General features: G+C 67.1%; 17 protein-coding genes and 1 tRNA gene. 8 read left to right on the top strand and 10 right to left on the bottom strand.

The features are described 5' to 3' along the window. Positions 1-110: 110 nt before the first annotated feature. The 5 genes from V8686_RS16295 to V8686_RS16275 all read right to left on the bottom strand — a co-directional run bounded on the left by V8686_RS16295 (position 111) and on the right by V8686_RS16275 (position 3,794). Positions 111-1,550 (bottom strand): sensor histidine kinase, encoded by a 1,440-nt coding sequence (locus tag V8686_RS16295; protein ID WP_379706335.1) that lies wholly within the window; start codon positions 1,548-1,550, stop codon positions 111-113. 45 nt (positions 1,551-1,595) lie between these two features. After that, positions 1,596-2,282 carry an imidazole glycerol phosphate synthase subunit HisH gene (hisH, locus tag V8686_RS16290; protein WP_379706332.1) on the bottom strand — a complete coding sequence of 229 codons (687 nt, stop codon included), beginning with the start codon at positions 2,280-2,282 and terminating at the stop codon, positions 1,596-1,598. A gap of 133 nt (positions 2,283-2,415) precedes the next feature. Then, positions 2,416-3,012 (bottom strand): uracil-DNA glycosylase, encoded by a 597-nt coding sequence (locus V8686_RS16285; RefSeq protein WP_379706329.1) that lies wholly within the window; start codon positions 3,010-3,012, stop codon positions 2,416-2,418. Positions 3,013-3,036: 24 nt separating this feature from the next. Continuing rightward, positions 3,037-3,621 carry an endonuclease dU gene (locus tag V8686_RS16280; RefSeq protein ID WP_379706326.1) on the bottom strand — a complete coding sequence of 195 codons (585 nt, stop codon included), beginning with the start codon at positions 3,619-3,621 and terminating at the stop codon, positions 3,037-3,039. Further along, positions 3,618-3,794, bottom strand: coding sequence for a DUF5786 family protein (locus V8686_RS16275; RefSeq protein ID WP_157689402.1), 177 nt, complete (start codon positions 3,792-3,794; stop codon positions 3,618-3,620). The genes V8686_RS16280 and V8686_RS16275 overlap by 4 nt, the downstream gene beginning before the upstream one ends. 96 nt (positions 3,795-3,890) lie before the next feature. Here V8686_RS16275 and V8686_RS16270 point away from each other — a divergent pair, with 96 nt between their 5' ends. Then, on the top strand, positions 3,891-4,505 hold the full coding sequence (locus tag V8686_RS16270; RefSeq protein ID WP_379706323.1) for an MBL fold metallo-hydrolase: 615 nt from the start codon (positions 3,891-3,893) through the stop codon (positions 4,503-4,505). 124 nt (positions 4,506-4,629) lie between these two features. On the opposite strand, the gene V8686_RS16265 is transcribed toward V8686_RS16270, so the two are convergent. Then, complete coding sequence (locus V8686_RS16265) at positions 4,630-4,779, bottom strand: 50S ribosomal protein L40e (RefSeq protein WP_379706320.1); 150 nt, start codon at positions 4,777-4,779, stop codon at positions 4,630-4,632. 101 nt (positions 4,780-4,880) lie between these two features. On the opposite strand from V8686_RS16265, the gene V8686_RS16260 reads away from it, so the two are divergent. Together V8686_RS16260 and V8686_RS16255 are read left to right on the top strand one after the other, a co-directional pair. Then, positions 4,881-5,339 carry a TRAM domain-containing protein gene (locus V8686_RS16260; RefSeq protein WP_379706317.1) on the top strand — a complete coding sequence of 153 codons (459 nt, stop codon included), beginning with the start codon at positions 4,881-4,883 and terminating at the stop codon, positions 5,337-5,339. 62 nt (positions 5,340-5,401) lie between these two features. Beyond that, on the top strand, positions 5,402-5,866 hold the full coding sequence (locus tag V8686_RS16255; protein WP_379706314.1) for a Tfx family DNA-binding protein: 465 nt from the start codon (positions 5,402-5,404) through the stop codon (positions 5,864-5,866). A gap of 58 nt (positions 5,867-5,924) precedes the next feature. Here the strand turns inward: V8686_RS16255 and V8686_RS16250 are convergent, their stop codons facing one another. Together V8686_RS16250 and V8686_RS16245 are read right to left on the bottom strand one after the other, a co-directional pair. Continuing rightward, positions 5,925-6,938 carry a mannose-1-phosphate guanylyltransferase gene (locus V8686_RS16250; RefSeq protein WP_379706311.1) on the bottom strand — a complete coding sequence of 338 codons (1,014 nt, stop codon included), beginning with the start codon at positions 6,936-6,938 and terminating at the stop codon, positions 5,925-5,927. Positions 6,939-6,987: 49 nt separating this feature from the next. Then, positions 6,988-7,260 carry a DUF7091 family protein gene (locus V8686_RS16245; RefSeq protein ID WP_379706309.1) on the bottom strand — a complete coding sequence of 91 codons (273 nt, stop codon included), beginning with the start codon at positions 7,258-7,260 and terminating at the stop codon, positions 6,988-6,990. Positions 7,261-7,412: 152 nt separating this feature from the next. Here V8686_RS16245 and V8686_RS16240 point away from each other — a divergent pair, with 152 nt between their 5' ends. Genes V8686_RS16240 through V8686_RS16230 form a run of 3 tightly spaced genes read left to right on the top strand, consistent with a single transcriptional unit; the run spans position 7,413 to position 9,422 of the window. Then, a complete protein-coding gene (locus tag V8686_RS16240; RefSeq protein WP_379706306.1) occupies positions 7,413-8,345 on the top strand; it encodes a replication factor A in 933 nt (310 codons plus the stop codon). 1 nt (position 8,346) lies between these two features. After that, positions 8,347-8,958 carry an RPA family protein gene (locus V8686_RS16235; protein WP_379706303.1) on the top strand — a complete coding sequence of 204 codons (612 nt, stop codon included), beginning with the start codon at positions 8,347-8,349 and terminating at the stop codon, positions 8,956-8,958. Positions 8,959-9,017: 59 nt separating this feature from the next. After that, positions 9,018-9,422: a ribbon-helix-helix protein, CopG family gene (locus tag V8686_RS16230; RefSeq protein WP_379706300.1), complete on the top strand. Its 405-nt coding sequence runs from the start codon at positions 9,018-9,020 to the stop codon at positions 9,420-9,422. On the opposite strand, the gene V8686_RS16225 is transcribed toward V8686_RS16230, so the two are convergent. After that, complete coding sequence (locus tag V8686_RS16225) at positions 9,414-9,869, bottom strand: DUF5814 domain-containing protein (protein ID WP_379706297.1); 456 nt, start codon at positions 9,867-9,869, stop codon at positions 9,414-9,416. The genes V8686_RS16230 and V8686_RS16225 overlap by 9 nt on opposite strands. Before the next feature lie 116 nt (positions 9,870-9,985). Between V8686_RS16225 and V8686_RS16220 the strand changes: the two genes are divergently transcribed. Then, positions 9,986-10,057 (top strand) — tRNA-His (locus tag V8686_RS16220). A gap of 205 nt (positions 10,058-10,262) precedes the next feature. Next, the gene (locus V8686_RS16215; protein ID WP_379706294.1) at positions 10,263-11,372 is read left to right on the top strand and encodes an AI-2E family transporter; all 1,110 of its coding nucleotides are present in this window, start codon (positions 10,263-10,265) and stop codon (positions 11,370-11,372) included. Positions 11,373-11,378: 6 nt separating this feature from the next. Here V8686_RS16215 and V8686_RS16210 read toward each other — a convergent pair whose 3' ends face one another. After that, a complete protein-coding gene (locus V8686_RS16210) occupies positions 11,379-12,566 on the bottom strand; it encodes a CBS domain-containing protein (RefSeq protein WP_379706291.1) in 1,188 nt (395 codons plus the stop codon). Between the last annotated feature and the right edge of the window lie 40 nt (positions 12,567-12,606).

Raw genomic sequence — 12,606 nt, 5'->3', positions numbered from 1 at the left:
GAGGGTCGCCGTGCGCGGTGAAAAACGCGTCGGGTTCCGGTGTCGTGCGGATCGCTGTCCCCGGTTGCCGATGGTTCGCCGACCCGTCTCGACGAACCACCGGAATCGACTTACGACCGTCCGTCCCCGTCGGCGAGTTCGAACTGGAGGACGAACACGGTACCGCGGGGGTCGTTGTCCTCGATTCGCACCTCGCCCCCGTACTGCTCCACGAGGGTGGACACCAGATAGAGCCCCAGCCCCGTTCCCTCGCTCTCGATACCCCTCTCGCCCTTGCCGAAGACGTCATCTTCCAGTTCCGCCGGGATGCCCGGACCGTCGTCGGCGACGCGGACGGTCACCGTCTCGTCCCCGACGGACGCGGAGACGGTGACGGTGGGTTCGTCGCGGTCGCTGTGTTGGACGGCGTTGTTCAGCAGGTTCCGGAACACCGAGGAGAGCATGTCGTTGGCGACCACCTCGACCAGTGGGACGTTCCCGCGCGTTCGGATCGTCGCCTCGGGGTAACTGGACTGTGCCTCCCGGATCTCCTGGTTCAACACGTACGAGAGGTGTGTGGGTTCGAGGTCCGGGTCCGCCTCCGAGACGAGCGTCTCCATCAGGTCGCCCATCACGTCGGTCAGTTCGATCACGTGGTCCGTGCGCGTGCGTATCGTCTCCAGTTGCGGCTGGTTCGTCTCGTCGACGACCGAGTCGAGCAAGTCCGTCATCCCCTGGACGAGTTGCATATCGTTGCGGATGTCGTGACGGACGATCCGGTTGAGGAGTTCGAGGCGTTCGTTCTGCTCTTCGAGCACTCGTTGGTACTCCCTGATCTCGGTCACGTCCTTGATCGCACCGTCGATGTACGGGTCGCCGTCGACGGGATCGACCCGGCAGACGGTGAGCAATCCCCAGAACGTCTCCCCGGTGAGCGTCCGGAGTTCGAGTTTCTCGGTCACGACTCCTTTCTCGTCGACCGCCTCGAAGAACGCCCGGCGGTCGGTCGGATCGGCGTAGATGTCGGCGACGGTGACATCGAGCAGTTCAGACTTGCCGTCGGCGCCGAACAACTCGACCATCGTCGGGTTGGCCTCGACGAACGTCCCGTCGGGGTCCCCGCGTGCCCGGAAGATGCCCGTCGGCACGTGTTCGACCAGTTCCTCGAACCGGCCGAGTTCGTCCTGTCGGCGCTTCCGGTCGGTCACGTCCCGGACGGTCGACAGTACGCACCGGTCCCCGTCCAGTTCGACGGACGATGCGGAGAGTTCGGCCCAGAAGGTGCCGCTGTCCCGGCGCTTCAGCAGCCACTCGACGGTTTTCGTGCCCGCACCGTCGGTGGCGTCGGCCAACCGATCGACCGGCGTCTCCGGGTGCCAGTCGTCGGCCAGCAAGTCCTCGACGTGCCGGCCGACGAGGCCTTCGCGGTCGAAGCCGGTCAGTTCCGCGAACTGACCGTTGACCGCGCGAACGGTACCGGTCTCCGGGTCGTGGACCAGCAGCCCGTCCGGCACCTGTTCGAAGAGGGACGGACTCCCGGCGCCGGTCCTGACCGTGATCGAGTCGTCCACGTACCTCGTTCCGACGAGATCAGCATAAACTCACGGCTCCGATTATCACTCCGGAGAACAGATGTCGACGAAGTTTCGCAGTATCGTCAGTCCCGTCTCCCCGCTCTTTTCGGGGTGGAACTGCGTCCCGAAGACGGTCCCGTCTTCGTTCGCGATAACGGCGGGGAACGTGCGCCCGTGGTCGGTGGTGGCGACGACTGCACCCTCGTCGTCCGGGACGGCGTAGTAGGAGTGGACGAAGTAGGCGTACTCGCCGTCGACGGAGCCGCCGCGGTCGCTCCCGTCGACGCCCGTCACCAGCGGGTGGTCGCGCTCGACGGACAGGTCGTTCCAGCCCATGTGAGGCACCTTCTGTCCCTCGTCGAACCGGAGGTTTCGGCCGGGAATGAAGTCGAGGCCGACGACGTCGCCCTCGCCGGCGTGGTCGGCCTCCTCGCTCGACGTGAGGAGCATCTGCATCCCGAGACAGATCCCGAAGACGGGTTGGCCGCGGACAACCGCGTCGGCGAGGGCCTCACGGTAGGGGCCGGCGTTTTCCATCCCTTCGCGGAACGCGCCGACGCCCGGCAACACGATGCCGTCGGCGGCGGCGAAGTCGTCGGGGTCGTCGGTGATGGTCACGGCCGCGCCGGCGCGCTCCAGGCCGCGCGTTGCCGACCGGAGGTTACCGAGGCCGTAGTCCACGATGACCACGTCCGCCAGCGCCTCCGACGGGGGTTCGGACAGGCTCATACCTCCACTCCGTCGCCGGGGGGCAAGTGGCTTTTCGTTGCGTCAAGGGTTTCGTACGGCTCGATGTACCTGTTCACCAGTAGGTCGCCACCCGTCTCGCCGAACCGCCGGTACTGACTCACAGCAGTCCGTATCAGTAATCGCCCAGCCGCGACTGCCCGCCGCCGTCCGTCGAGGCACCCACGAGGTCGGCCGCCTTCGTCACCGCCTCCGCGAACGGGTCGCGCTGACTCCGGTCGTACAGCGTCGCCGCCGGGTGTAGACAGAGCAGGACTCGTCGCGACTCCCCGCCGATGCGGGCGTCGACGACCGATCCCGCCTCCTTCGTGACCGCCACGTCGCGATCCAGCAGTCGCTCGCCGGGCACCTTGCCGAGCGTGACGATCAGGTCCGGATCGACCGACTCGATCTCACGGGCCAGAAACTCGGCGCAGTTGTCGAGTTCGCCGACGTGCGGGTCGCGGTTCTCGGGCGGCCGACACCGGACACAGTTGGTGATGCGCACGTCCGCCCGGGCGAGGCCGGCGTCTCGGAGGGCGTCGTCGAGCACCGATCCCGACCGCCCGACGAAGGGTTCTCCCCGCTCGTCCTCGTCGGCGCCGGGTGCCTCCCCGACGAACAGGAGGGCGGCGTCGTCGGGGCCGACCCCGTTGACGATGCGACTCCGTGACTCGACGAGCGCCGGACACCGTTCGCAGGCACACACGTCCGGTCCGTCCGTCTCGACCATAGCGGATGCGCGTGGTCCGGCGGCTTAAGTGTCCTCGTCGGCGAGGCCGGCGTCCTCGTTCACGAAGCGACGGGCGGCGCGGGCGGCCAGTCGCGCCACGCGGAGCGGGTCCGGCCGGCCGCCCTCGGGGGTGAACGCCCGTACCGTCTCGGCGGCGGCCACGTCGTCGACGCCGACGCTCCGGACGAACACGTCTTCGTCGTTCACGTCGACTCGTCGTCGGGCCGGCTGGGCGCGGTACGTCCGGAGTCGCCGGTCGAGGGCGTCCCCGGAGAACTGCTCGCGAAGCGCCGGTTCGAGTCCGGGACTCGCCTCGAACGACACCGAGACGACGGGGCGGTCGATCCGTTCGTGGAGGCTCGACAGGTCGACGATGTTGAACCAGGCGGGCGCGATACCCGAGAGCAGGAGGACGCGGACGTCCGCCCGGTCGAGGGACGTCCAGAGGTCCGCGATGGCGTCGGTGGCGTCGGTGCCGCCGACGGTGCACGCTCCGAAGGCGAACCCGTCGGCGGTGCGGTCACGACGGAGGACGGCTCCACAGAGGACGCTCCGATCCGAGCCAGAAAAGGATTCGGCGACGCCGAGCGCCCGCGCGCCGGATTTCACTCGTCTTTGATCTCTTTGAGGCGGTCGATCAACTCGTCGTTGGACGCCCCGATTTCGAACTCGACCGACCCCCGATGGTCGTTCTCGGACGTCTCGACCCCCTCGTTGTCGTCGAGGTCGGCGTCTAACTCTTGGTTCTCCTGTTCGGATTCATCGTAGCTCCCGAAGCCCATACGAGTGAACGTAGCGCGTCCACAACCAAAAAGGATTTGCCGGGTGGGTGTGACGTCCACCGCCCCGTTTTTGTCGTCGGCGCGAAACGAGTCGATATGGACGTCCACAACGTCACCGCGGACGCCGAGGAGTTCACCTGCAACGCCTATCTGGCCACCGGCGAGCGGCCGGCCCTCGTCGACGCGGGCACGATGTCTGGCGTCGTCGACGTCGTGACAGACCACGTCGACGACCTCGACCGGGTGGTGCTCACCCACCAGCACCACGACCACGTCGGCGAACTCGACGCCGTCCTCGACGCCTTCGACGCCGACCTGTACGCCTACGCCGACCACCCGCGCCGGACCCACGGCCTCGCGGACGGGGACACCGTCTCCCTCGGCGACGAGTCCTTCGACGTCGTCTACACGCCGGGCCACGCCGACGACCACGTCTCCCTCGTGAGTGATCGTACCCTGTTCAGCGGCGACGTGGCCGTCTACAACGACGGCGCCTTCGACGACGGGAGCTTCGGCCGAACCGACAGCCCCGGCCAGTCCCGCGAGCGCCTCATCGAGAGTTTGGAGACGCTGCTCGACCGGCTACCGGACTCGGTCACGGCGATGTACGCCGGCCACGGCGACCCGTTCCACGCCGACGGGGAGAGCGTGCGAACGGTGATCGAACGGGCGCTCCGACGGGCCGAGCGACGGGAGCCGAAGTACGACTGATCGTCGGTGAGGGTTCCGACGGCGGGGCCGCAAAAAGATCGACGGGGCATACGGGCCGTCGTAACCGTCTCCCGGTCGTCTCCGACCACCGGAGACGGCCGGAACTGACGTAGGACCGTCCGTATCAGGCGCTGCGCCGTTCTTTGGCCTTGGGACGGAGCTTCTTGTAGCCGCACTTCCGGCAGCGCTTGGCGCGGGGGGAGTTGCGCGCGTTACACCGCATGCAGATCTGTTTGTCGAGGATGCGACGTTCCGCCTTCTCGAAGGTAGCCATACGCCCCGATTTTCGGCCGACTGGCATAACGCTTGCGAGTGACCCCGAAGAATGGTCGGGACAACGCAAGCGTTTAGACGTGCCGTGGAGTACATCGTGGTATGGCGAACTGTCCGCTCGCCGACGACTGCCCCAGTTTCTCGGAACGCATCCAGGGCATGGGGTGCCAGCACTACGGTGATCGCGGGGGCGCCGAGTGGTGCAACCACTACGATATGCCCATCTCCGACCTGAAACAGCAACCGGTGAAACCCGGGGAGGAACTCGTCGTCGAGGTGACCGACATCCACGAGAGCGGGTCCGGCGTCGGCCGCACCGAGGACGGCTTCATCGTTCTGGTCGACGGGACGCTCCCGCCGTCCCGGGCGCGCGTCCGGATCGACCGAGTGAAGGCCAACCACGCGACCGCCGACGAAGTCGAACGTCTCCCGATGGACGGCGACGAAGACGAAGACGAAGACGAAGGTGAGGGCGAGGGCGAGGACGCCGAGACGGACGCCGACGGCGGACCGAGCCGTCCCGAGCAACTGGGCAGTCGAGACAACTTCTGGGGCGGATAGACGCCGGCGGCCGCGGACAGTCCGAAGTGTAGCTTTTAGGTGCCGAAGGTCTACGTCGAGGTATGGAAGACGACCCGGACGCGGACGCGCTGCTCGAACGCGCCGGTTTCGACCCCGAAGAGAGCGTGTTGACGCGTCGGCAAGCCGAGGTGCTCGCACTCCGCGAACGGAACGTGCGCCAGTCCACCATCGCGGACCTCCTCGGCACGTCGCGTGCCAACGTCTCGAGTATCGAGTCGAGCGCCCGCGACAACGTCGCGAAGGCCCGCGAAACCGTCGCGTTCGCCGAGGCGCTGACCGCGCCGGTTCGTGTCGAAGTCGACGAAGACACCGATCTCTACAACGTCCCCAAACTCGTCTACGACGCCTGCGACGCCGCCGGCGTCAAGGTCAACCACACGGCCCCGGACCTGATGAAACTCGTCAGCGACGAGGCCGGCGACGCGGTCAAGGGTCGCGAGGTGCAGGCCCCCCTGCTGGTCGGCGTGACCACGGACGGCACCGTCCGCGTCCGACAGTCGAGGTGATCGCGCGGGTCGTCCCTGCGGTCGGCATCCCGCCGCGACGGCCGAACCACGGAATCGATCAGAACTCCCCGCTCGACTCCAGGTCGGAGACCAGTTCGCGAACCCGCTGTGCCGCCGCCGTCGGCACCACGAGCACCCGGTCGTCGTAGGCGACGACCGCGAGATCCTCGACGCCCACCAGCGAGACGTGGACGTCGTCGCCGGCGACGACGTTGTTCGCCGCGTCAACCGCCGTCACCGCCGCATCGCCGGCGACGACCGTCCCGTTCTCGTCGGCGGGCAGGATTCGCTGGAGGGCGTCCCACGATCCGAGGTCGTCCCACTCGACCGTGAGTGGGACGACGGCGACGTTCTCCGCCCGTTCGAGCACCGCGTGGTCGACGCTTACGGGATCGACCGCCGCGAACCCCGCCTCCGGATCGCCCTGGTCGAGGGCGTCCACGAGGGGGGAAAGTGGCGAGTCCGGCGCGCCCGCCGCCTCGACGAACGCGGCGGGCGTCCACGCGAAGATGCCGGCGTTCCAGTAGTAGCCCCGATCCACGTACTTCCGTGCCGTCTCGGCGTCCGGTTTCTCGTGGAAGGCCGCCACCTCGGCGTACACGCCCCGGTCGCGCCCGGGTTCGACGTAGCCATAGCCGGTGTCCGGGCGGTCGGGGGCGACGCCGAAGGTCACCAGCGTGTCGGTCTCGGCGGCGACCCGCGCGCCCCGCCGGGCCGGCGTCTCGAAGTCGCCGGCGACGTGGTGGTCGCTCGGGAGGGCGAGCACCACGGGGTCGTCGAAGCGCTCGGCGATCCGGTGGGTGACGTAGGTGAGTGCCGGGCCGGTGTCCTTGCCGGCGGGTTCGACCACCACCGTCGCTTCGGGAACCGCCTCGTGGACGGCATCGGCAAACGCCGGGCGGGTGGAGACGACCACCCTGTCGGCGAAGTCGGCGCGGGCGACGGTGCGTTCGAGGAGGGTGTCCCCGCCGGTGAGCGACAGGAACTGTTTGGGCCGGTGACTCCGGCTCGCGGGGTAGAGTCGGGAGCCGACGCCGCCGGCGAGGACGGCGGCCACGAGCGGTCGATCCATGGGCGTCGTGTGGACGACTGTCGGCAAAAGCGCTCCGCCAGGCGGCCGCCTACCACGTCTCGACGATGCCCTCGCGGACGTCCTCCAGACAGCCCTCGCAGTCCGGGTGGCCCGCCTCGAAGCACTCGGGACGCCCCTCGCCGTCGACGGCGACGGTCCGCCGTTCGGCCTCCCGACGGCAGACGATCCGGACGCGTCCGTCGTCGTCGCGGGGCAGGTCCACCGACGCCTGCCCCTCCCGGTAGGCCCTGCGGGCCTCCGCGTAGCGGCGGCCGGCCGAGCGGAAGGTCGTTCGCACGAACCGTTCCAGTCGGTCGTCCATACCCGCCCTTGCGGTGGCGGACTCAAAGACCCGTCGGCGCCGGTTCGATCGCCCCGACGTTCACTTTCACCCCGGTGCCGGAGGTTTTTATATTGTCGCGCACCAATCGGCGTGTGCCTCCCCACGAGAACAGACCGGAGGCGAGTGTGACCATGACCGATTTGCATACCCACGCGGAGGACATCGTAGCGCAGTTCTCGGATCATCTCGATCTGAGCGTCGACGAGGTCGAGGAACGACTCGACAACCTCGTCAACGAGTACCGGGTCCCGGTGGACGAGGCCCGGCGGAGCGTCGTGAACAGTTACCTCGACGAGGCGGGACTGGAGCGCGACGCCCTCGGCGGTGGCGGCGGCAACGCTTCCGTCGGCCTCGCCGAAATCGATCAGGACGAACAGTGGCTAGACGTGACCGCCAAGGTGGTCGAACTCTGGGAACCACGGAGCGACTCCGTGGCGCAGGTCGGCCTGCTCGGCGACGAGACGGGCACCACCAAGTTCGTCGCCTTCGAGACGTCCGACCTCCCCGAACTGGAGGACGGCGCCGTCTACCGGCTGGAGAACCTGGTGACCGACGAGTACCAGGGTAACTTCTCGGTGAAGCTCAACCGGACGACGACTATCACGGAGGTCGACGAGGACATCGAAGTCGGCGACGACGCCGAGACGGTGGAGGGCGCGCTGGTGGACATCCAGAGCGGGAGCGGCCTCATCAAGCGCTGTCCCGAGGACGACTGCACCCGTGTCCTCCAGAACGGTCGATGTTCCGAACACGGGAGCGTCGAGGGCGAGTTCGACCTGCGGATCAAGGGCGTCCTCGACGACGGTGAACAGGTCCACGAGGTGATCTTCGACCGCGAGGCGACCGAATCACTCACCGGGATGACACTCGAGGACGCGAAGGACATGGCGATGGACGCACTCGATACGACCGTCGTCGCCGACGAGATGCGCGCGGATACGCTCGGCCGGTACTACCGGGTGAGCGGCCCGCAGTTCGGCCGGTACGTGCTGGTCGACGAGTTCGAACGACTGACCGGGCCGGTAGACGCCGAGGCGGCCCTCATCGAAGCGAGGTCGATCTAACATGAGTCAGGCACCCACCCGCGAAGTCGCGCGCCGCGTCTTCGCCCGCGAGTTCAACGACGCGAGTCACACGTTCAAGGAGTCCGAGGACGAACGCGCCCCCGTCTACCTCCTCCTCCCGACCGGCGAGCGCGCGAACCGTGTGTTCCTCGTCGGCACCCTCACCGAGAAGGAAGACGTCGGCGAGGGCGACGAGTACTGGCGGGGTCGCATCGTCGACCCGACGGGGACGTTCTTCGTCTACGCCGGGCAGTACCAGCCCGACGCCGCGTCGACGCTCCGGGATCTCGAACCTCCGGCCTACGTCGCCGTCGTCGGGAAGCCCCGAACCTACGAGACGGACGACGGGAACGTCAACGTCTCCGTCCGCCCCGAGTCGATCACCGCCGTCGACGCCACCACGCGCGACCGCTGGGTGGCCGAGACGGCGACGCGGACACTCGAACGCGTCGAGGCGTTCGAGGACGAGGGGGACGAGTACGCCCGGATGGCCCGCGAGGAGTACGATCCCGCGGTCGACGACTACCGCCAGATGGCCCTCGCCGCCCTCGAAGGACTGGACGAGACGGACGAACTCGGCGGCGAGGACGCCGACGCGGCCGCCGAGCACTGACGGCCGACCCCTCGTCTGACAAACCGTTAAGTGGGTCGGCGTTCGACGTCGGGGTGACGATGGGTAACAAGAACAAAACCGTCTCGTTTCGCGTCAACGAGGACGCGTTCGAGACCCTGCGCGAAATCGCCGAGGAGCGGGACCTCTCGCTCTCGGCGGTGTTTCGCGACTACGTCGACATGCTCGTTGCCCACGACGGCCAGGTGCAGGTCGTCCCGGAACACGAACTCGACGCCGATTCGAGTGAGCCCCCGAGTTTCCCGCCCACGGTCGAGGTGCCGAAGAGCTTCGTCCGCGAGCACGAACGCCTCGAACTCGAAGCCGAGCACCTGCGGGAGCAGCTCGACGAGCACAAACGCTACGTCAACCACCTGCGCGAGCGACTGGAGGCGGGTGACGAGGACGTCATCCAACTCGAAGACCTAGACGGGGAGCGAAACGAACCGCCGTACAAACTAGGCTGACAGGGTCCGACGCGCTTCTCGGGCGCGCTCTGCCATCGCGTCGTCACCCTCGACGGCGGCCAACGACTCGACCGCTTCCAGCCGTCGCACCGCCCGGTCCAGAAACGAGAGCACGTCGCCCGGGTAGGCATAGAGCATGTAGTCGTCGCTCATTACGTCGACGATGGCGTCAGGGCCGAGTCCCTGCGCCCGGAGTTCCAGTAGGTAGCGGACGAACTGTCGTTCCGGGTAGCCCGTATAGATGTCGTCCGGGTCCTCGCAATCGAGGAAGTCGGTGGCGAAATCCAGCAGTCGGTCCCGGGTCGCGTCGTCGAGTTTCGAGAGGCCGTCCCCGCTGTAGAGCACCTCCATCGTCGCTCCCTTGAACGCTCCCTTGGGGAGTGACGTCTCTAACTGCGCGGTGATCTGCCGATGGTTCTTCAGGTAGACCTTGTCGGTGATGGCCACTGCCGACGCGTAGGCGACTGCGAAACTAAAGCGTCCCGACTCGACCGTGCGCTTCCGACACACCCTCGTCCCGAGTCGTAACCTACTTCACTCACAGCGCAGTACCGTAATCCGTGTCCGGGTTAGGGTAGTGGTTATCCTTCAGCCTTGTGGAGGCTGAGACGCGGGTTCGATTCTCGCACCCGGACCTTCTGAGGAACGAAGTGAGCGCGTCCGACCGTGGCTCGATTCTCGCACTCGGACCTTCCGACGGCGAACGGACGTGAGGACCGGACGGGCCGGCAGTGGATCGCACTCGGGACCGATTCGCGCACGCTGCCCGTCAGTCGTCCGACCGTCACCGAGACACGGCACCACGATTTTTCACCCCGTACCGGAGAGTACTCCGTACGCATGGACGAACGACGCGCAGTAGTCGCCCTCTTCGGACTCCTCGTCACCGCCGTCACGGCCTACATCGCGTACCGGTTCATCGCCGCCCTCACCGTCGCCGTCTTCATCTACTACTCGACGCGGCGGTTCTACAAGGCACTCGACCGTCTCCACCTCCCGAAACGGGTTCGAGCCGTGACCGTAATACTGCTTCTCGCCGTGCCGCTCCTCCTCCTGTTGAGTTACACACTCGTGTTGCTGGTCACCGAGACGCGCCGGTTCGTCGCGGCGTATCCAGTCGTCGAGACGGCCGCCGCGAACGTGGCGTGGCTCGAAGGGATGGAGGAACTCCCGAGTCTCTCCTTCGCGGGCGTCGTCGAGGCGTACCGCGCCGGCCAGTTCGACGCGATCATCGATTTCCTCGTGGAGAACGCCGCCTTGCTGACCAGTGCGATTACGGGCTTTTTCCTCAACCTCTTCATCGTCACCGTCGTCAGCTACTACCTGCTGATCGACGGATCGCAGTTGTACCACTGGCTCCGCCAATTCGACGACGACGCCATCGTCCGCGAATATCTGGAGGCTGCCGACCGCGAACTCGAGGCCATCCTCTTCGGTAACCTCCTGAACGTCATCGCCATCGCCCTCATCGGCGTCGGCGCGTTCAAGGGGTACAACGCGCTCGTCCCCGCCGCCGTTCAGGTGCCCTATCCGGCGCTTGCGGGGGTACTCACCGGTGTCGCGAGCCTGATCCCCGTCGTCGGCATGAAGATCGTCTACCTCCCCATCGCCGCCGCGATGTCGATGCCGGCCGTCTTCAGCGGCGAGTACTCGCTGTTGGTGTACGTCGCCGGCTTCCTCACCGTGGCCGTCGTCGTCGTCGACACCATCCCGGACCTCGTCCTCCGTCCGTACCTCAGCGGCGAGCGAACTCACGTCGGTCTGTTGATGCTCGCGTACATCTTCGGGCCGGTCGTCTTCGGCTTCTACGGACTCTTTTTCGCCCCCATCGTCCTCGCTCTCGCCGTCACGTTCGCCCACACGGCCCTTCCGCGTCTCCTCGGCGCCGACGCGGCCGCCGACGCGGCCGCCGATTCGGCGACGCCGCCGGATCGGGGCCGTCGGGACTGAGGCGGCTCAGCGACGGGCGAAGTCGGCGTCGTTCGACAGGCGGTCGAAACCCGCACCCATCCCCGCCGCCGACCCGCGGGTCTGGATGATGTTGAACGCTCTCATCAGGTCGGTACGGGAGACGAGACCGACGAGTTCGCCCGCGTCGTCGACGACGGGGAGACGACCGACACTCTCGCGTTGCATCGTCGAGAGGGCGTCCATCGCGTCCGCCTCCGGCACGATGGTCACGACGTCGGTCGCCATCACGTCCTCGACGCGGTAGGCGTCTCGCTCCACGTCGCGCACCTCGCGGGTGTCGTCGAGGGTGACCATCCCGACGAGACTCCCCTGTCGGAGGACCGGATAGCCGGTGTGGCGTTCGTGGAACATCCGATCGGAGAGCGTCGTCAGCGAGGTGTCGGCGGTGACGGTGTCGAGTTCCGCCGCGGGCGTCATGATGTCGGCGACGGTCACGTCCTGGAAGGCCGCCTTCATGACGGTCTGCTGGGCCTCGCTCGACGCGCCGATGTAGATGAAGAAGGCGAGCGCCACCAGAAACAGGTTGGCGAAGAGGCCGACGATGGCGAGGACGACGGCGAAGAGTTTGCCCACTTCCGCCGCGATCTGCGTCGCCCGAGCGTGCGGGCGGGTCCGCGCCAGCAACGCTCGAAGGACGCGTCCGCCGTCCATCGGGAACCCGGGCATCATGTTGAACACGGCTAGGACGATGTTCGTCATGGCGAGGTAGGCGAGGACGAACTGCACGGACGGCAGGCTTCCGGGGGCGAGCAGGAAGGCGACGTAGGAGACGACGCCGAGGGCGACGCTGACGATGGGGCCGGCGACGGCGATGGTGAACTCCTGTTTCCAGTTTTCGGGCATCTCCGTGAATCGGGCGACGCCGCCGAACAGCCAGAGGGTAATCGAGTCGATGTGGTAGCCGTAGTGCATCGCGACGAGGGAGTGGCCGAACTCGTGGAGGAGGACGCAGAAGAACAGGCCGGTGGCCGCCGCGCCGCCGAGAATCCACGGCATCGATCCCACGGTGAGCACGTCTACGGGCATCGTCGCGTCGAACACGTCGTTGAGAACGGTGATGAGATTCCCCACGTCCGCTCCGATCAGCCACGCGAACAGGGGGAGAACCAGGAGGAAGGTCAGATCGAGTTTGATCGGAATGCCGAACGCACTTCCGATACGGATCCCGCGCATACGGAGACTTGCGACGGGACGGACTTAACTCTTGCAAGGG

Origin of the sequence: Haloplanus litoreus, from assembly GCF_045690335.1 — an archaeon.
Classification (GTDB): Archaea; Halobacteriota; Halobacteria; order Halobacteriales; family Haloferacaceae; genus Haloplanus; species Haloplanus litoreus.
The sequence above is the reverse complement of the archived record's forward strand: the minus strand, read 5'-3'. Positions and strand labels throughout refer to the sequence as shown.